General features: G+C 63.6%; 14 protein-coding genes. 5 read left to right on the forward strand and 9 right to left on the reverse strand.

What is annotated here, in order from left to right; genetic code table 11:
- Window positions 1-134 precede the first annotated feature (134 nt).
- A complete protein-coding gene (locus H9627_RS07915; RefSeq protein ID WP_191733481.1) occupies window positions 135-2675 on the reverse strand; it encodes a DEAD/DEAH box helicase in 2541 nt (846 codons plus the stop codon).
- 133 nt (window positions 2676-2808) lie between these two features.
- On the reverse strand, window positions 2809-3786 hold the full coding sequence (locus tag H9627_RS07920) for a PAC2 family protein (RefSeq protein WP_191733482.1): 978 nt from the start codon (window positions 3784-3786) through the stop codon (window positions 2809-2811).
- A gap of 342 nt (window positions 3787-4128) precedes the next feature.
- Here H9627_RS07920 and H9627_RS07925 point away from each other — a divergent pair, with 342 nt between their 5' ends.
- Complete coding sequence (locus H9627_RS07925) at window positions 4129-5262, forward strand: DUF4192 domain-containing protein (RefSeq protein WP_191733483.1); 1134 nt, start codon at window positions 4129-4131, stop codon at window positions 5260-5262.
- A 14-nt stretch (window positions 5263-5276) separates the two neighbouring features.
- Here H9627_RS07925 and galE read toward each other — a convergent pair whose 3' ends face one another.
- The 6 genes from galE to H9627_RS07955 all read right to left on the reverse strand — a co-directional run bounded on the left by galE (window position 5277) and on the right by H9627_RS07955 (window position 11023).
- Window positions 5277-6263 carry a UDP-glucose 4-epimerase GalE gene (gene galE / locus H9627_RS07930; protein WP_191733484.1) on the reverse strand — a complete coding sequence of 329 codons (987 nt, stop codon included), beginning with the start codon at window positions 6261-6263 and terminating at the stop codon, window positions 5277-5279.
- Complete coding sequence (locus tag H9627_RS07935) at window positions 6263-6955, reverse strand: metal-dependent transcriptional regulator (RefSeq protein WP_191733485.1); 693 nt, start codon at window positions 6953-6955, stop codon at window positions 6263-6265. The genes galE and H9627_RS07935 overlap by 1 nt, the downstream gene beginning before the upstream one ends.
- A gap of 444 nt (window positions 6956-7399) precedes the next feature.
- Window positions 7400-8401 carry a sigma-70 family RNA polymerase sigma factor gene (locus H9627_RS07940; protein ID WP_191733486.1) on the reverse strand — a complete coding sequence of 334 codons (1002 nt, stop codon included), beginning with the start codon at window positions 8399-8401 and terminating at the stop codon, window positions 7400-7402.
- A gap of 181 nt (window positions 8402-8582) precedes the next feature.
- Window positions 8583-9017: a D-aminoacyl-tRNA deacylase gene (gene dtd / locus H9627_RS07945; RefSeq protein ID WP_191733487.1), complete on the reverse strand. Its 435-nt coding sequence runs from the start codon at window positions 9015-9017 to the stop codon at window positions 8583-8585.
- A 13-nt stretch (window positions 9018-9030) separates the two neighbouring features.
- Window positions 9031-10578, reverse strand: coding sequence for a DUF7782 domain-containing protein (locus tag H9627_RS07950; protein WP_191733488.1), 1548 nt, complete (start codon window positions 10576-10578; stop codon window positions 9031-9033).
- Window positions 10568-11023: a DUF3099 domain-containing protein gene (locus H9627_RS07955; RefSeq protein WP_191733489.1), complete on the reverse strand. Its 456-nt coding sequence runs from the start codon at window positions 11021-11023 to the stop codon at window positions 10568-10570. Before H9627_RS07955 ends, H9627_RS07950 begins: the two co-directional genes overlap by 11 nt.
- 120 nt (window positions 11024-11143) lie before the next feature.
- Here H9627_RS07955 and H9627_RS07960 point away from each other — a divergent pair, with 120 nt between their 5' ends.
- The 4 genes from H9627_RS07960 (at window position 11144) to H9627_RS07975 (ending at window position 15271) form a co-directional block, all read left to right on the forward strand.
- A complete protein-coding gene (locus H9627_RS07960; RefSeq protein WP_191733490.1) occupies window positions 11144-11383 on the forward strand; it encodes a DUF3039 domain-containing protein in 240 nt (79 codons plus the stop codon).
- On the forward strand, window positions 11380-13095 hold the full coding sequence (locus H9627_RS07965; RefSeq protein ID WP_191733491.1) for a DEAD/DEAH box helicase: 1716 nt from the start codon (window positions 11380-11382) through the stop codon (window positions 13093-13095). The genes H9627_RS07960 and H9627_RS07965 overlap by 4 nt, the downstream gene beginning before the upstream one ends.
- Before the next feature lie 182 nt (window positions 13096-13277).
- Complete coding sequence (locus tag H9627_RS07970) at window positions 13278-13835, forward strand: hypothetical protein (RefSeq protein ID WP_191733492.1); 558 nt, start codon at window positions 13278-13280, stop codon at window positions 13833-13835.
- 89 nt (window positions 13836-13924) lie between these two features.
- Window positions 13925-15271, forward strand: coding sequence for a DUF418 domain-containing protein (locus H9627_RS07975; protein ID WP_191733493.1), 1347 nt, complete (start codon window positions 13925-13927; stop codon window positions 15269-15271).
- 70 nt (window positions 15272-15341) lie between these two features.
- Here the strand turns inward: H9627_RS07975 and H9627_RS07980 are convergent, their stop codons facing one another.
- Entirely contained in the window at window positions 15342-16859 is a 1518-nt protein-coding gene (locus H9627_RS07980) for an RNA polymerase sigma factor (RefSeq protein WP_191733494.1), read from the reverse strand.
- Window positions 16860-16903 lie beyond the last annotated feature (44 nt).

Consider the following 16903-nt stretch of genomic DNA (forward strand, 5'->3'; position numbering starts at 1 on the left):
GCGCTCGCCCAGTCCGCGTTCTCCCCGGGCTCATCCGGTTCCACCGGGTCCAGCAGCGCCTCAGGATCCTCCGGCGCCCCCCCCCGCCCCCCCCCCCCCCCCCCCCCCGGGGGTGGTGCGGGCCCGCGGGACCACTAATTCCGTTGGATGTCCAGGGAGGAGAAACGGACCTCACCGGCTTCATCGGAGGCGTCCAGGTCCACCACACCGCTGAATGCGAAGGAATTATCCCCTTCCGGATCCTTGATGATCTGACGCACCGCCCAGGCCCGCCCCGTCTGCTCCACGGAGAAGAACTCCGGCCCACGGGCGGCCGGCCCGGTGTCCAGGTCGGCGTATTCCTCGAAGTAGTCGTCCATGGCTCCGGGGAAGTCCGGTTGCTCATCCAGATAGGAGGTCATCGCAACGAGCTGATCCTCCTTCTCGTAGGCGAACAGCTCCACCAGGCGGAACATGGCATTGCGGATCATGATGGTGAATGCCCTGCGGTTGGCGGTCAGGGCGGTGGGGTCCTCCACACCGAAGGCGAGTTCACGCTCGAGGGTTTCGCGGGAGATCGGGGCGTCCGGATCCGCCATCTGGGCCCATTCATCCACCAGGGAGGAGTCGACCTGGCGGACCAGCTCGCCCAGCCATTCGATGACATCCTCCAGCTCCTCTGTGCTGTGCTCCTTCGGCAGGGTCTGGCGCAGCGTGCGCCAGGCATCGGTGAGGTAGCGCAGGGCCACACCCTCGGAGCGTGCGACCCCGTAGGTGGCCACCAGGTCGGAGAAGGTCATGCCGTGTTCGATCATGTCGCGCACCACTGACTTGGGGCTCAGTTCGAATTCCTTCGCCCACGGGTGTCCCTCCCGGAAGGTGTCGAAGGCCTGCTCCAGTTCCTCCTCTAGCGGTTTGGGCCAGGTGACATCCTCGATGATGGCCATGCGTTCGCTGTAGTCCACACCCTCCGCCTTGAGGGCTTCGATCTCCTCACCGCGCCGGGCCTTCTGTTGGGCGATGAGGATCTGGCGTGGGTCGTCGAGGATGGCCTCGAAGACGCTGATCACATCCAGGGTGTAGGTCTCTGATTCCTTATCCAGCAGGGTCAGGGCCGCCAGTGCGAAAGGCGCGAGGGGCTGGTTGAGGGCGAAGTCGCGCTGGAGGTCTGCGGTCAGGGCGTAGATCCGACCTGTCTCATCCGGGCCGTCCACAACCTTGTCGATGATCTTCGCATTGACCAACCCCCGGAAGAGTTCCAGGGTGGTGAGGATGTCCTTGTTCTGTTTGGCGCGGGTGTCATGGTTGGTGCGCAGCAGATGCTTCAGGTGGTCATAACCGTCACCGGGTCGGGCCACCACGTTGAGGATCATGGAGTTGGTCACCTTGAACTGGCTGGTCAGCTGCTCGGGCTCGGCGGTGGTGAGCCGCTCGTAGGTGCTTTTGGTCCACGTGACCTCACCCGGACGGGTGGCCTTGAGGCGCAGTTTCTTCAGCTTCTTCGGGTCCGACCCGGCCTTCTGGCGGAGACGGGAATTTTCAATCTCATGCTCGGGCGCCTGGATGACCACATGCCCGACGGTGTCATAACCGGCACGCCCGGCGCGGCCCGCGATCTGGTGGAATTCACGGGATTTCAGCACCCGTTCGCGGGAACCGTCGAATTTGACCAGGCCGGTCATGAGCACCGTTCTGATGGGGACGTTGATGCCCACACCCAGGGTGTCGGTTCCGCAGATCACCTTGAGCAGGCCGGTCTGGGAGAGTTTCTCCACCAGGCGACGGTACTTGGGCAGCATGCCGGCGTGGTGCACACCGATGCCCCGGCGCACCAGCTTGGATAGTGTCTTTCCGAAGGTGGTGGTGAACCTGAAATCCCCGATCTCCTCGGCGATGCGGTCCTTCTCCTCCTTGGTCACCACCGTCAGGGAGGTCATGGCCTGGGCTCGTTCGATGGCGTCACGCTGGGTGAAGTGGACGACATACACCGGTGCCTTCTTCTCCTTGAGCAGGCTCTCGATCGTCTCGTGCACCGGGGTGTAGACATAGGAGAACTCCAGGGGCACCGGGCGTTCGGTGTTGCCGACGAAGCTGGTGGTACGGCCGGTCCGGTCCGTGAGATCCTTCTCCAGCCAGTCGGTGTCCCCCAGGGTGGCGGACATCAGCAGGAACTGCGCGCGGGGCAGTTCCAGGAGTGGCACCTGCCAGGCCCAGCCGCGGTCCGGTTCGGAATAGTAGTGGAATTCATCCATCACCACCTGGTCGATGGCGGCCGCGGCACCGTCCCGGAGTGCGATGTTGGCGACGATCTCCGCGGTTGCGCAGATGATGGGGGCCCGACCGTTGACGGTGGCATCTCCGGTCATCATGCCGACATTCTCCGGTCCGAAGACCTCACACAGGGCGAAGAACTTCTCACTGACCAGCGCCTTGATCGGTGCGGTGTAGAAACTGCGCTGTCCGCGGGCCAGGGCGATGAAGTGCGCGGCGATGGCCACCATGGATTTACCCGAACCGGTCGGGGTCGCGAGAATGACATTGTCCCCGGTGAGAATACCCAGGGAGGCCTCCTCCTGGGCTGGGTAGAGACTGATGCCACGCTCCTTCGTCCAGGCCAGGAAGGAATCGAAGATCGATTCATCCAGCAGCGAGGCGGGCACGTCGGTGAGATCGGGCAGCATCTGGGAGAGGTTCACAGTTAACCAGCGTAGCCAACGCCGGTCACCGCGGGGTACCCCGCATGCTTGTCGACGAAAAGACCCGCCGCACCCCGCCGGCACCAGATGGTGCCCGCGGGGTGCGACGGGGGAGTGAGGAGGAGAGTATCAGTTACCGTCCATCGTCCTCCGGGTTGTCAGGGCTGTCGGGGCCGTCGGGGTTATCGGAATCATCGAGGTTGGCGAGGAACCGCTCAAACTCGGCACCGATCTCATCACCGGACGGGACAGGGGTCTCACCGGGGAGGACCGCCTGCGGGTTCTTCTCCCGGTACCGCTCCAGCTCCTCGTCATACTGGCGCTCCAGGGCGCCGACCACATGCTGGATCTCCATGGAATCGGAGGTCTGCTCCGTGAGCTGACGCTGTACCTTCTCCGCATCCCGCTCAATCGAGAGTAGCGGGAGGTTGAGCTCCGCGGTCTCCGCCACGGCCTGCAGCAGTTTGAGGGTGGCTGCCGGGTAGGGTGACGCCGCGACATAGTGGGGAACATGGACCGTGTAGCCGGCGACATTCTTCCCACGGGTGTGCAGTAACTTCTCCAGCTTCAGCGATGCCGAACCCGGAACGGAGATGCGGGCATCGATGCTGAACCGCGATTTCAGCAGCTCCGCGCAATTACCGTGTGCGGAGACCACCGTGGGGCGGGTGTGGGGAACGGTCATGGGGGCGGCGTAGAGGCAGATGGTCTGGTCGACGCCGAACTTGTCCACCAGGTCTGACACAGCCTCCGTGAAGGCACCCCACCGCAGGTCCGGTTCGGGACCGGACAGCACCAGAAATGGTTTGTTGTCCGAGTCTCGGACCACGTGCAGTCCCAGCTGGAGTTCATCCATCTCGGTGACCTCGTTGTTGTCGATGACAACGGTGGGTCGGCGCGAGCGGTAGTCGATCAGCTCGTCATTGTTGAATGAGGCGATCAGACGGTGATCCAGTGCCGCCATGAGATGCGAGGCGCTGGCCTCCACCGCATGACCGGCATCGGCGTAACCCTGAAGAGCAACAACGAGGGTGGGGCCTTCTGAGCCGCCGCCATTCACCTCAGGTGACGGGTATTCAAGTTCGTACATTGATTCCTTGTTATCCGACATTATTCCTCCTCGATACTCCTAGTTGATTCCAGGGTCGGTTCCATGGGGTGGTTCCCGTGGTTAAACTTTGACAGTTTCTGACCACCTCACCGATGTGATTGGTCTCTGCACAGTTCAACCAATTGACATTGATAATTAATCCCCCCATTTACATTGTTGTGATATTCAACCGGGTCGTTCCGATTCTAATCGACGATCCACAGCCGGTGGAACCATCCCCGCCGGGGAGCAACCCGCCACGTGTCCCCGGGGGATGTGGATAGTTTTCTCGCCGTCGCCGGAAACTGGGGATAGCTCAGTAGTGGTCTGGTTCCCCCGGGCCCCCGACCCCATACTGAGCCCATGCCTGAAAACAACATCACACAGTCCACATCCGTCCTGGGGACACCCGGGGATCTCATCGCCAATATTCCGGGAATCCTGGGGTTCTACCCCACGGAGTCCGTCGTGTTCACCGTCATGTTCCGGGAGGGGGAGAGCACCCGGCACACCCTGGGGCCGGTGATCCGGGTCAACATCGACGAACTCGACCTCCTGCCCGATGTCGGTCGTGCCATCGAATCAACCGATGCCGATCTGATCTTCTGCTTCATCATCACCGAGAACTCCTCGGACGAGTGGGTGGAGGGGATCGTCGACACGCTCTTTTCCACCGCCGAGTCCGGGGTCATCCCGACCACCGCCTGCTGGATCACCACCGGGATCTACAGCGGTGAGATCTATCAACTCGCGTTCGGGCCATCACCTGAGGAACTCGGGGCTGGGGGCAGGGGACTGCTCGACTGGGAACAGGGACGCATCGCCCCGGTCACCGGTGCGGTGGCCACCCGCAACCTGCTTGAGCACGGGCAGCTGCCGGAGGCCACCCGGACAGATGCCTACGCGGTCTTCGACCGGGATAACCGCTTCCTCACCGGCGACGGCATCCGGGAGCTGGGCGCGCAGGCGCAACGCCGGGGCGATGAGATACTACGTGCCATCAGGACCGATCCAGGGGGCGGGGCCTTCGATGCGGCGCTGGAGGACTTCGAGACCGTCCTCGACCGTGTCACACTGGCCGGCACCCGCTCCACCGTGGCGACCCTGCTACGGAAACCGGGCTTGCTGCGCGACGCCGCGGCCTATCTCACCTCCGTGCTGCTCCGGGACTCGATCCTGCACCACAGTGTGGACAACCCGCGTGTCGTGGCGGATCTGTTCATGGCCGTGGCGAAAACCTTCGATGGGGGCATCCGGTGTAATGCCCTGTGTTTGTACTCCCTCGCGGTGATCCGCCAGAACCTCGGGATGAAGGCCATCCCGGCCCTCGACGCCGCCCTGGCCACCGACCCGGACCACAGTTTCTCGGGGCTATTGCGACACGGGCTCGCCGATGGCCAGTTCGAGACCATGGTGGACGCCTGCATGCGGGGCAATGCGATGGTCCGTGCCCAGTACAGCCCCGGGAGCAACGGGGGAACCTCCACGGCAGCCTGAGTGACGGGGACCCGCTAACCGCGGTGGGCGCTGTGCGCACGTGCGCCGAGCTGCGAGGTGAATGCCCAGGCATCCTCGACAATGGTGCGCAGATCAGTGCGGGCAGGGTTCCATCCCAGCTCACGCTGCGCCTTCTCGGAGGAGGCGATGAGCACTGCCGGGTCACCGGCGCGCCGGGGGGCCACCTCCGCGGGGATCGGATGTCCCGTCACCTCACGGCACATCTCCACCACCTGTCTGACGCTGTATCCGTCACCCGATCCGAGGTTGAAGATGCGGTGGGTGCCGCCGGTGTTGGATTCCAGGGCCAGGACATGGGCCTCGGCGAGGTCGAGGATGTGGATGTAGTCGCGCACCGCGGTGCCGTCGGCGGTGGGCCAGTCGTCGCCGAACATGAAGATCTTGTCCCGGTGGCCCAGGGCGACCTGCAACACCAGGGGAATGAGGTGGGTTTCCACCACCCGGTTTTCACCGATGTTCCCGTAGGCTCCGGCCACGTTGAAATAGCGCAGGCTGGTAGCCCCCAGGCCATAGGCATGGGCATAGGAGGTGATCGCGTAATCGATGGCCAGCTTCGAGGCGCCGTAGGGGTTGGTGGGGGCGGTGGGCATGTCCTCGGTGATGGGAACCTGTTCTGGTTCACCGTAGGTGGCCGCGGTGGAGGAGAACACGAGGTTGTCCACCCCGTGGGTGCGCATGGCATCCAGCAGGGTCAGGGTGGTGACCACATTATGCTGCCAGTAGTCGGCCGGGTGCTCCACGGATTCGCCCACCAGGGAACGCGCGGCGAAGTGCACCACCCCGTCGAAATTTCCTGCGGCCAGCACCTCATCGGCCACGTCACGGACATCACCCTCCACCAGCGTGGCGCCGGCCGGGACGGCCTCGCGGTTGCCGGTGGTGAAATTGTCGATGATGGTGACGTCGTGTCCACGTTCGACCAGAACGGCGGCGCAGACACTGCCGACATATCCGGCTCCGCCGGTGACCAGGAGTTTCATCAGATGAGGCCTTCGGCCTTCTCCACGCGCACGGCATGTGCGAGGTCATCGATGAGCTCCACCATCATCCCGTTGTGGGTGATCACGACGCGGCCCTGTTCATTGATGATGTCCACCTCCGTGCCGATCCGGATACCGGCGGCGCTCAGGATGCTGAACTGTTCCTGATCCACCTGGAGGATCTCATTGAGCTGGACGATACGGACCCGGAAGGATTCCCCGTGGGGCAGGTCGATGGCACGGATTCCGGAGTCGGGCTCACGCTCCTGGTCGAGGCCGATGTCGGCCAGACCCGGGATGGGGTTGCCGAAGGGGGAGCGGGTGACATCGTCGAGGACCTCCACGAGGCGGCGTTCCACCTCATCACTCATCACGTGCTCCCACCGGCAGGCCTCGTCGTGAACCTTATGGATGTCCAGGCCGATGATGTCGGTGAGGAGGCGCTCAGCCAGGCGGTGCTTACGCATGACGGCGATGGCGAGGGCACGGCCCTCCGGGGTCATCTCGAGGCTGCGGTCCGGGCTGACATGAACCAGGCCATCACGCTCCATGCGGGCCACAGTCTGGCTGACGGTGGGGCCGGACTGCTCGAGGCGCTCCGCGATGCGGGCACGGAGCGGCACGATGCCCTCCTCCTCCAGCTCATAGATGGTGCGCAGATACATTTCAGTGGTATCGACCAGATCCTTCACAGGAGACTGCCTTCCTTGTAAATCTATTCTCAACTAGAAAACCGCGTCCTGCGGGATGCGATTTGCCCCGGCCTGCCTGATCCCGGGAGGGAGGTGGGCCTCCGGACGATGTGGGCCTCGTCCATGTTCATTAACGCATTCTACCGGTGTTCATTCCCGCTCGGAGTGTCAACACTAATAACTCGACCGAAATTGCGGGATCGATACCTATAACTGCTTCTGCCAGCGGTACCACCGTCACCACCGCTGGGTCCGTGACCGCACCAGGTGTGCCGGAGGAATCCATTACACCTTAGTCACAGTCTCTCAGCAACACCCGCCGGACTGTGGGTGGGATCCGCTCCCCGCACAGAGACAAAAAGCCGGAAACCCCGGGGAGGATTTCCAGCTTGCTACCTGTGATACCGGGGATCTCCGCCCATGGTGGGCACCCTGGTGGTGGTGTTACACGGCGTATTCGCGGAGTTTCGCCGCCCGCTCACCGTCGCGGAGTTTGCTCATGACCTCACGCTCGATCTGACGCACGCGCTCGCGGGAGAGACCGAAACGGCGACCGATCTGATCGAGGGTGCGCGGAACACCGTCCTCCAGACCGTAGCGGAGACGGATGACATCCTGCTCACGCTGCTCCAGGGTGCTGAGCACTGAACGGATATCGGAATGGCGCATGGAGGCGACCACGGCGGTTTCCGCGTCGGTGGCCTCGGAATCCTCGATGAAGTCACCCAGGGGGGCCTCCTCGTCGGCGCCGACCGGCATATCCAGGCTCACCGGATCGCGGGACTGACGCAGCAGCATCTCGATCTTGGATTCCTCGATGCCGGATTCCTCCGCCAGTTCCTCATTGGTGGCCTCACGGCCGAGGTGCTGGTACATCTCACGCTTGATGCGGGAGAGCTTGTTCACCTGCTCCACGAGGTGGACAGGCAGGCGGATGGTGCGGGACTGATCGGCCATGCCACGGGTGATGGCCTGACGGATCCACCAGGTGGCGTAGGTGGAGAACTTGAAACCCTTGGTGTAGTCGAATTTCTCCATTGCGCGGATCAAACCGAGGTTGCCCTCCTGGATGAGATCCAGAAGTGGCATGCCGCGGCCGGTGTAGCGCTTGGCCAGGGAGACCACCAGGCGCAGGTTGGCCTCCAGCAGGTGGGCGCGTGCCTTCTTGCCCTCCTTGGTCAGCACCTTCAGGTCGCGCTTCATGGCGCGGGTGAGGGGTTCGCCGGAATGCTTCAGCTTGTACTCGGCGTACAGGCCGACCTCAATGGTCTGGGCCAGCTCTACCTCATCCTCAGCGGTGAGCAGAGCGGTTTTGCCGATGCCGTTGAGATAAACGCGAACAAGGTCCTGCGAAGGGTTATCGTTGGTCTGGCCTCGCCTGCTTCCGGGGTCAACTTCACGATCATCGCCGGTTTGCTTGAGATCCTGCGTGGACGGTTGAGTCATACTGGCCTCCTAATTTCGCGGTTCATTAGAATTAACGGGGCGACCATTTATAAAGTTCCCGTTAAGGAACATAATCCGCAGACCTCCCCCGAAAGGTAGAGGGTAAATACTCCACGCTTGACCCGGGGGTAGGTTTTGAGGTGACCTTTATGAATAAATTGCGGACCGGAATTTTCTCACTTCAGCACTCCACCAACACCGTGAAGGGCCCCTCATTGACAGAGGCCACCTTCATCATCGCCCCGAAGCGGCCCTCCTCGACATGGATGCCCCGCTCCCGCAGGCCGGTGGCAATCATGCGCATGACCGGCTCCGCGACCCCACCCGCCGCCGCATCGGACCACGAGGGACGACGGCCCCGGGCCGTTTTGCCCATCAGGGTGAACTGACTGACCAGCAGGACGGGCGCGCCCACATCGCTGACTGATTTCTCATTGTCCAGGATGCGCAACTCCGCTATCTTGCGGACCATCGTCTCCCACGCATCCGGCGCATCTGTCGCCCCCACCCCGACGAGGGCCAACAGGCCCCCGGTGTCGGGGCAGTCGATGGAACCGACCACCTCATCCCCGACGGTCACACTCGCGGAACTCACCCGTGTCAACACGGCTTTCATACTATGACTCCTCTCAGGCGATCAGATCAGCCGGCAGGACCAGCCCGTGGCGGATCAGATCCACCACGGCGGTGATGGCCCCGGTGTAGAGGGATTCCTCCTCAATGCCGTTGGCCACGGCATACAACCCGAGGGTCTCCTCCAGATTCAACCCGTGTGGGTTGAGGCCGGACAGCACCGCGGCCAGATGCCGGTCGATGTCATGCGTCCAGCGTGGTCCGTCGGTACGCGTGAGGCGCTTGGCGACGGGGGCAAAACCCATGCCCTCCTCCGCGTCCGCCAGGTGGACATCCTCCAGCGCTACCCCGGGGCGGATCCGGTACCGGGCTCCGAGGAGGGAATCCCGGGTCTGTTCCCGCAGCCAGGCGATGCGGGAGAAGTATTCGGCAACCTCGGGCCCGAGCGGATCCTCGAAGAACTGAGGCATGTCCTCGGCGAGGATATCGGATTTCACGGCACTGTCCCCAAGCGCCATGCGCTCGATGGCGATGAACCCGAAGCCCACACCCGAGACCCCGGCGTTATCGAAGTGACGCAGCCAGGCGGTGGTGCGTTCCGCGGCCTCCGGGCCCCGCAGGTCGAGGGATTCATCCGCCAGCCAGGTACCCACATACTGCGCCGGGGTGACGGAGTCACGCTGGATGATCCAGGCTGCGTAACCCTCATCCGGGAGCCAGTCGGCCACCCGCTGCTGCCAGGAGCGTTCACCGGAGTGCACCCATGCACCCAGGAGGTGGGCGGTGCCACCGGGGGCGAGGTGTAGGCAGGCCTGTTCCACCACGAGGCGGGTGGCGCCGTCGAGATCCATCCCGGAATCGCGGTAGACATGACCGATCTCGGGTGGGCCGACCACGAAGGGGGGATTGGCGATGATCCGGTCGAAGTCCCGTCCCTCAACCGGATCGAACCAGCTGCCCTCGAGCAGTTCCGCCGGGATCCCGGAGTCCACCAGGGTGGCCTCGGCGAAATCCAGGGCCCGGGGATGGACATCGGTGGCGGTGATCGACGAGGCGACACCCGCCTGCCCCAACACCTGGATGCCGGAGCCGGTACCCAGATCCAGGACCCGGCCGGTGGGGGAGACCGGGGTGGCCTGCAACAGCGACAGGCTCGCCGCCCCGACACCCAGCACGTGGTCCGGCCCCGGAACATGCGGGGTCATGGAGGCATCGGCATCGGAGAACACCCACTGCTGGCGACCCGCGATGAGATGTGGCCGGATATCAATGAGCATCTGGACCTCATCCGCACCGCAGGGCCGGGCGAATCCGGCGTCGATAAGCGTTGCCACGGTGCGCTCGCCGAACAGCGACGCGAGCTTGTCGACGCGCACCTCATCGCGCAACACCAGCGCCCGCAGCGCGAGGTTGAGGTCGGTCTCGGGCAGGGTGTCCAGGTGGTAGCGCACCGCCGCCGGCTGCCCGGCGTGCATCGCCTGGGTGTAGTCGGGGCCGAGCAGGTCGGCGATCCCCGGGGTGGTGAAACCGATTTCCCGGAACACTTTCTTCACCTCGCGTGCCACATCGGTCAGAGGCGAGCGGTGTTGCGGGCTAGCTGTCATTCTTATTGTCCTCTTCCAAATCCTCGTCGGCATCAATGGTGATGCCCTCGAACCTGCGGATGCGATCCACCTCTTTACCCTCCGCGGAGGGTGGTCCCGCCTCGAGCTCACGGGCGCGTGCGGCCTCCAGACGCAACTGCTCATTCATCTCCCGGATCAACGCCGGTTTGTACACCGCCCGCTCCCGGGGATCACGGGGTTCACCCCGCGCATTGGCGATCACCACCGCAATCCAGGGCAGGGGGATGGAGATGATGAAGATGATGGCCGCCAGCCACCACAACCCCCACATCATCCAACACAGCCCCGCGAAGGCGAGGAGGGGTACACGGGAGAACTGGATGATGTTGTAGATACGGCGCCGGTGCCGGATGTCCTGCGAGTGGGTGCGCTTCTTGTCCGTGATGAGCAGGATCTCATTACGCCGGAAGATTTTCCTGAACATCTTGTTCGAAGAGGATCCCGACGATCCTTTCGGCCTGTGCTGTCGGGATTTCCGCTGGTTCATACCGCAAAGGGTAGTCCGTTTATGGCGAACACAGGAATTTGGGGCATGATGGGATGGGTGAGAACGACAACGAAGACTATTGAACGCCCCGACGTCAGGGAAGATAACGCCACCAGCGACGACACCCCGAAGTTCTTCCACTACGTGAAGAAGGACCAGATCGTGGATTCCGCCGTCAATGGTCGCATGGTTGTTGCGCTGTGTGGCGAGACCTTCCCCGTGACCAAGCAAGCCAAGCCCGGCTCCCCCGTGTGCCCGGACTGCGAGAGAATCTACAAGGGTCTGCGTAGGAAGTGAGTGGCAATCTAAGGGCCTGGCAGCGCGCAGCCCTGGATAAGTACCTTGCCGAAAAACCCCGTGACTTCCTGGCCGTGGCAACCCCCGGCGCAGGTAAAACCACGTTTGCGTTGCGCGTGGCCACGGAACTGAAGGCATCCCGGACCGTTGACCGCATCATCGTCGTCGTCCCCACCGAGCACCTCAAGGCGCAGTGGTCGCAGGCAGCGGCGCGTGTCGGTCTGGCGCTGGACCCCGAGTTCAAGAACTCCGGCAGCGTCAACCCCGCCTATGACGGCATCTGCGTCACCTACGCCCAGGTGTCCATGCACCCGTTCAAGCACTATCAGGTGACCATGGCACGCCGGTCACTGGTGATCCTCGACGAGATCCACCACGGTGGTGACGCCAAGAGCTGGGGTGAGGGCATCAGTCAGGCCTACCGCGATGCCGAGCACCGTCTCGCGCTGACCGGTACGCCCTTCCGATCCGATGATTCCCCCATCCCGTTTGTCCGTTACACGGAGGACGAGGACGGGCACATGGTCTCCCGGTCAGACCACACCTACGGCTATTCCGAGGCGCTTGCCGACGGTGTGGTCAGGCCCGTGGTCTTCCTCGCCTACTCCGGTGAGGCACGCTGGCGCGACAGCGCCGGCGAGGAATACGCGGCACGGCTGGGTGAGCCCCTCAACCCGGAGCAGACCGCCAAGGCCTGGCGCACGGCACTGGACCCCAAGGGTGACTGGATCCCCTCGGTGTTGTCCGCCGCGCACACCCGCCTGATGCAGCTGCGTCAGAACATCCCCGATGCCGGCGGGCTGGTCATCGCCTCCGACACCAAGGCTGCGCGTGCGTATGCGAAGATCCTCAAGGAGCTGTCCTCCACGCCGGTGGCCATCATCCTCTCCGATGAGCCGGGTGCCTCGGAGCGCATCGATGATTTCTCCGCCTCCACCGATGAGTGGATGGTGGCGGTCCGTATGGTCTCGGAAGGTGTGGACGTCCCGCGTCTGGCTGTGGGTGTCTATGCCACCTCGGCCTCCACCCCGCTGTTCTTCGCGCAGGCCATCGGCCGTTTCGTGCGTTCACGCATGCCGGGCGAGACCGCCTCGGTGTTCCTCCCGTCGGTCCCGGTACTGCTGGACCTCGCCGCCAAGCTGGAGGTGTCCCGCGATCACGTCCTCGGACGGCCTGACCGGCCCAAGGAGGGCTGGGATGATGACCTGCTGGAGCAGGCGAACCGGAAGGAGAGCGAACCGGATCAGCTCCCCAGCTATGAATCCCTCGGGGCGGATGCCGAGCTGGACTCGTTGATCTATGACGGTTCCACCTATGGCACGGCCACCTTCGCCGGGTCCGCGGAGGAGGCTGACTACCTCGGTCTGCCGGGTCTGCTGGATGCGGAGCAGATGCGTGAACTGCTGCGCAAGCGGCAGGAGGAGCAGCTGGATGCCCGCGACGCGGAGGAGAAACGCCGCCGGGAGGAGGAACGCCAGCGCCAGCGTGAGGCGGAGATCCACGAGAAGGAGGTGGGGGAGGAGATCGCCAGTGATGAGATCCCGCGCCTGCGCAAGGAACTCAACACCATCGTCTCCATCACCTCCGGTCGGACTGGCCGCCCCCACGGTGCCATCCACACCGAGGCCCGTAAGAACTGCGGTGGCCCACCGACCGCGCTGTGCACCGCCCAGCAGCTGCGCGACCGGATCGCCTATCTCCGCCAATGGTAATGGCCCCCGGGTAGGGGTGGTGTGGCAGGTGTCCCGCATGAAAATACATACCCTCCGCGCGGGGACACGGTGCCGGGGGTAATCTGGTCTGATACGGACGGCACACCCACCGCGTGTTGTCGTGCGCACCCTCATCATGATGATGACGATCCGTGAAACCGACACCGAGGAAGGCCACAATCATGACCACCCCCAATTACCCATATGGCGATCCGGGCAACAACAGCAATAACCAGGGCAATGCCGGTGGCGCACCGGATTATGGTTCCTACGGTTCAGGGGCCCCGGACTGGGCTGCGGGGCCGTCAGGTTCCACCGCTCCCGGGGGATACGGGCAGCCCTACGGTGGGGGTTTCGAGAACTCCCCGATGAACGAAAAACCGAACAAACTGGCCGCCTGGGCACTCGGCCTGGGTATCGCCAGCGTCGTGGCACTGCTGACTGTGTTCGCGGGCCCCCTCGCTGTGCTCATTCTCGCGGCCCCGTTCCTCGCCATCGCCGGTGTGATCGTGTCCATCGTGGCGCTGGTCCGTGGCAAGAGATTCCAGGGTGCCAACAAACGCACCGGGTGGTCGGTGGGTGGTCTCATCCTGTCGGCCATCAGCCTGCTGATTGTCATATTCTTCACCGTGGTGGTCGTGGCGTTTCTCAACAGCGGGATCATGGACTGTTTCGTGGACAACTCCGATGTCTCCTCCCAACAGGCATGTGTGGAACAGTTCCTCAATGAAAACGCCTAACACGCACCACACCCCTCCCAGCCTCACATTGTGGGGCCTTTTCTATGCCCACCACTGACAAAATCCCCCTGACATGTGAGGATATTTCCATGACCACACACCCTCCCGAACGTTCGGCCCAACGCAACCGGATACTCTCACCCGACATCGCCCGGGGTATCGCCCTCCTGGGTATCGCCCTGGCCAATGTGGCCACCGCATGGCTCCCGGCGGACAGCAGTCTGGAGGCCAACAGGCTGGGCGGCATGATCACGGGATCGGCGTGGGAGCAGATCGCGGTGGTGTTCAGCGCCATGTTCATCCACGTCCGTGGCCTGCCGATGTTCTCCACCATGCTGGGGTATGGCGTGGGCATGATCGTGGGCAGCCTGTGGCGTCGGGGTTATCCGGAAAACCAGGCCCGCCGCGTGCTGGTCCGCCGCTATGGTTTTCTCGCCCTGTTCGGTCTGGTGCACATGGTGTTCCTGTTCTGGGGTGACATCATGTTCTTCTACGGGGTGGCGGGCATGCTCCTCGCCGTGATGATGACCTTCCGGGACAAGACCCTGTGGTGGTTCGCCGGGGTGTTCTTCGTTCTCAACCTCATCTCCACCCTCGCGGCAACCGCGTTGATGTCCGTGTCCGCCGGCGCCAACCTGCAGGCGGATATGGGAATCCTCAACGGCCCGAAGGAGAGTTATGGCGAGTATCTGCTGTTTGCACTCATCATGGTGGTCGGTCAGGTTGCGATGATACCCATGGAGATCCTCATGTTGTTCCCGGTGATGATCGTCGGGTACATCGCCGCCCGCCACCGGGTGCTCAGCCGGGTTGATGAATTCCGCCGTCAGCTGTGGACCGCGGTGTGGGTCGCGCTGGCTGTGGTCGTGCTCATCGGCCTGCCGTGGGGATTGTCGGAGATCGGTGTGCTCCCCTCCTCCTGGGCACAAGTCCTCTTTGGGCTCAACCAGGCTTTCGGTGTGTTGACCGGCCCGGGTATCATCGCCGCCATCGCACTGCTCGTCCACCCGCTGCAGCGCAGGCTGGATGCGCGGGACCCCGGGGGAGAGGCACCCGGTCTGCCCCTGATTCCCCGCATGATCGCCGCGCTGGGCGCACGTTCCATGAGCGGGTATATCCTCCAGTCGCTCCTGCTGCTGATCGCCACCCAGCCGTTCACCCTGGGGTGGGGGATCGGTGGGGGCATCCTCGGCGCGAGCGCGGTGGCCCTCGGTGTCTGGGTGCTCACGGTGCTCTTCGCCTACGCACTGGAGCTGGCTGGTCGGAAGGGGCCCTTCGAGGCTGTCCACCGTCGTTTCTCCTACGGGAAGGAAGGACTGTACCAGGCCTATTCGGGTCAGGGGCATGCGCTGCCACCGGGTGCCTCACCTCTGCCACCCGTGCAGACCCCACCCGCGTCGCTGTATGACAATGAGGTGGACGTCGACAAGCGTTAACCAGGTCCGGTAGAGCAGTAAGAGGCGCCCGTGGGAACGGGCGCCTCTTGCTAGTGCTGAGCGGGGAAACCTAGTCCAGGTAGTCGCGGAGCACCTGGCTTCGCGACGGGTGGCGCAGCTTGGACATGGTCTTGGATTCGATCTGGCGGATACGCTCACGGGTCACACCGTAAACCTGACCGATCTCATCCAGGGTGCGGGGCATGCCGTCGGTGAGGCCGAAGCGCAGCTTGACCACACCCGCCTCACGCTCGGACAGGGTCTCCAACACATCCTGGAGCTGATCCTGCAGGAGGGTGAAGGACACGGCATCCACCGCGACGACAGCCTCGGAATCCTCGATGAAGTCACCGAGCTGCGAGTCACCCTCATCACCGATGGTCTGGTCCAGGGAGATCGGCTCGCGGGCATACTGCTGGATCTCCAGCACCTTCTCCTCGGAGATATCCATCTCCTTGGACAGTTCCTGCGGGGTGGGTTCGCGACCCAGCTCCTGCAGCAGCTCACGCTGAATACGACCCAGCTTGTTGATGACCTCGACCATGTGGACCGGGATGCGGATGGTACGGGCCTGATCGGCCATAGCGCGGGTGATGGCCTGACGGATCCACCAGGTGGCGTACGTGGAGAACTTGTACCCCTTGGAGTAGTCGAACTTCTCCACCGCACGGATCAGACCGAGGTTTCCCTCCTGGATCAGGTCCAGGAACGCCATGCCGCGACCGGTGTAACGCTTGGCCAGGGAGACCACCAGACGGAGGTTGGCCTCCAGCAGGTGGTTCTTCGCCTTGCGGCCATCACGGGCAATCGCGCGCAGATCGCGCTTGACCGCCGGCGTGAGCTTTGCGTCCTTGTCACCAGCGGCGAAAGCGGCCTCCATCTCCTCCATCTTGTGGGTGGCGTAGAGACCGGCCTCGATGCGCTTGGCCAGGGACACCTCCTGCTCGGCGTTGAGCAGGGCGACCTTACCGATCTGCTTGAGGTAGGCGCGGACGGAGTCGGCGGACGCGGTGAGTTCGGCGTCCTTGCGTGCCTGACGCAGGGTGGCGGACTCGTCCTCATCCCAGACGGAGGAACCGTCGTCTTCTTCCTTCTCCTCTTCCTCCTCGCCGAGTGGGGCGACCTCGTCGTCCTCCTCCAGCTCGTCGACGGGGATGAAGTCGGGATCCTCCTCGTCGACAACCAGATCCTGATCCTCCTCGTCGAGATCCGGATCAATCACCTTCGGGGCGGCCTTGGCAGGCGCGGCCTTCTTGGCGGTGGTCTTGCGCGCGGTGGTCTTCTTGGCGGTGGTTTTCTTCGCCGTAGTCTTACGCGCGGTCTTCTTGGCAACCGTCTTCCGGGCAGCGGGGGCTGCGTCGGTAGCCTCGGTTGAGGCTGCCGCGTCACCGGCGGTCGTACTGGCCACATCAACGGTGGCGTCGATGGCGGCGGACGCCGGAGTCACGGGAGACGTTGCGGCAGGGGTCGAAGACGCAGACACGTCCTGCGATCCCAGAGGTGCGGCCGCGCGCGGTGCTGCTTTGCGTGCTGTCTTACGGGCGGTCTTCTTGGCGACCGTCTTCTTTGCTACGTTGTTCTCTACCATGCTGCTCTCCACGGCTCCTGGTGCATTTTCATCGACTTCTTCGA

Source organism: Corynebacterium gallinarum (assembly GCF_014837045.1).
Taxonomy (GTDB): domain Bacteria; phylum Actinomycetota; class Actinomycetes; order Mycobacteriales; family Mycobacteriaceae; genus Corynebacterium; species Corynebacterium gallinarum.

Bases quoted from the DNA above. Each gene is read 5' to 3' on its own strand.
- H9627_RS07920 (WP_191733482.1), bottom strand. From the start codon at position 3,786: ATGTCGGATAACAAGGAATCAATGTACGAACTTGAATACCCGTCACCT.
- H9627_RS07925 (WP_191733483.1), top strand. From the start codon at position 4,129: ATGCCTGAAAACAACATCACACAGTCCACATCCGTCCTGGGGACACCC.
- galE (WP_191733484.1), bottom strand. From the start codon at position 6,263: ATGAAACTCCTGGTCACCGGCGGAGCCGGATATGTCGGCAGTGTCTGC.
- H9627_RS07940 (WP_191733486.1), bottom strand. From the start codon at position 8,401: ATGACTCAACCGTCCACGCAGGATCTCAAGCAAACCGGCGATGATCGT.
- dtd (WP_191733487.1), bottom strand. From the start codon at position 9,017: ATGAAAGCCGTGTTGACACGGGTGAGTTCCGCGAGTGTGACCGTCGGG.
- H9627_RS07950 (WP_191733488.1), bottom strand. From the start codon at position 10,578: ATGACAGCTAGCCCGCAACACCGCTCGCCTCTGACCGATGTGGCACGC.
- H9627_RS07955 (WP_191733489.1), bottom strand. From the start codon at position 11,023: ATGTTCAGGAAAATCTTCCGGCGTAATGAGATCCTGCTCATCACGGAC.
- H9627_RS07970 (WP_191733492.1), top strand. From the start codon at position 13,278: ATGACCACCCCCAATTACCCATATGGCGATCCGGGCAACAACAGCAAT.
- H9627_RS07975 (WP_191733493.1), top strand. From the start codon at position 13,925: ATGACCACACACCCTCCCGAACGTTCGGCCCAACGCAACCGGATACTC.
- H9627_RS07980 (WP_191733494.1), bottom strand. From the start codon at position 16,859: ATGGTAGAGAACAACGTAGCAAAGAAGACGGTCGCCAAGAAGACCGCC.